The sequence below is a fragment of the Gammaproteobacteria bacterium CG11_big_fil_rev_8_21_14_0_20_46_22 genome, from assembly GCA_002796245.1.
GTDB lineage: Bacteria > Pseudomonadota > Gammaproteobacteria > UBA12402 > UBA12402 > 1-14-0-20-46-22.
In genome coordinates this window covers 1-1,465 of sequence record PCWT01000020.1, presented here as the reverse complement: position 1 = coordinate 1,465, position 1,465 = coordinate 1, and the positions used below count along the sequence as shown (strand labels likewise).

Here is a 1,465-nt window from a genome sequence, read left to right as displayed (position 1 = left end):
ATTCCAAGAGAATATATTCCTGCAATAGAAAAAGGTGTTAAAGAAGCAACTACAAAAGGTATATTAGCAGGTTATCCTGTAATAGATGTTGAGGCTACAGTATATGATGGATCTTACCATGACGTAGACTCTTCAGAAGTAGCATTTAAAGTTGCAGCATCTATGGCATTTGCAGAAGCAGCTAAAAAAGCAACACCAATTATTTTAGAACCAGTTATGAAAGTGGAAGTTACAACACCAGAACAATTTATGGGTGATGTAATTGGAGATTTAAATTCAAAACGTGGACAAATACAAGAAATGAGAGAAAGAGGCGGTGTAAAAATAATTGATGCACAGGTGCCATTATCAGAGATGTTTGGTTATGCAACAGATCTACGTTCTATGAGTCAGGGACGTGCAAGTTATGCTATGGAATTTGATAAATATATGGAAGTTCCTAAGAATGTAGCTTTAGAGATTATCTCAGGTAAAAAATAAATAATAATAATTATATGGGTGAAAAAAATAATTTATTAAAACGTTTAAAGAATATAGCAAAACAACAAGGAGAAGTGTTATTAGTTGATGAAAAAACTGGTGAATTATTTGCACTAAGTTATATAGAAGATGTTGATAGTTGTTGCGGTGCAGATTGCGATTGTGGTAGTGTAAAAACATTTGAAGAAAATAATCATACAAACAAGGTAGAATTAGGTAGTGATATTGATGAGATAGAATTAATGAAAAAAGTAAATGAAGACATAGCAAAATGGCGAGCAGAAGAAAAAAATAATGTAGATAATAAGACAGTATTAGAAGAGTCAAGTGAGGACATAAAAGATGAAATAAGTGATAATTTAATGGAAGAAGAAAGATATTATTTAGAACCTTTAGAATAATTACTCTAAAATTAGCTAAAAATAACACTCTTGCAAGAAAAAAGTAATTGTGTTATAATAACTTTCAGTTTTGTTAAATAATTTTGCTAAAATTAAATAAATGAAAGGTAGTAGTTTTTAGAAGCGTTAGGTTATTAGACGTCAATAACCTAATCTAAAAATACAAACTTCAAAATATAATATAATATGGCAGACAAATTTGAACGTAATAAGACCCATGTTAACGTAGGTACAATCGGCCACGTTGATCATGGAAAAACAACTCTTACAGCATCAATTCTTAAGGTATTGAGTGCTAAAGGTTATATTTCTCAAGATAAATCAGTAGACCAAATTGACGCAGCTCCAGAAGAGCGCGAACGTGGTATTACTATTGCTACAGCTCATGTTGAGTATGAATCACCAACAAGACACTATGCACACGTTGACTGTCCAGGACATGCTGACTATGTAAAAAACATGATTACAGGTGCAGCTCAAATGGATGGAGCTATATTAGTAGTTTCTGCTGCAGATGGACCAATGCCTCAAACAAGAGAGCATATTTTGCTTGCTCGCCAGGTTGGTGTACCATATATCGTAGT

The 1,465-nt window shown here is 32.6% G+C and carries 3 protein-coding genes; all 3 read left to right on the top strand.

All coding sequences use genetic code 11. The annotated features are described in order from the left end of the window. Positions 1-480: elongation factor G (fusA, locus tag COV52_02165; GenBank protein PIR11782.1), on the top strand; the 480-nt coding region annotated here is incomplete at its 5' end. A 14-nt stretch (positions 481-494) separates the two neighbouring features. Further along, positions 495-881 carry a hypothetical protein gene (locus tag COV52_02160; protein ID PIR11772.1) on the top strand — a complete coding sequence of 129 codons (387 nt, stop codon included), beginning with the start codon at positions 495-497 and terminating at the stop codon, positions 879-881. Positions 882-1,067: 186 nt separating this feature from the next. After that, the coding region (gene tuf / locus COV52_02155) for an elongation factor Tu (GenBank protein ID PIR11771.1) at positions 1,068-1,465 on the top strand (398 nt) is incomplete at its 3' end.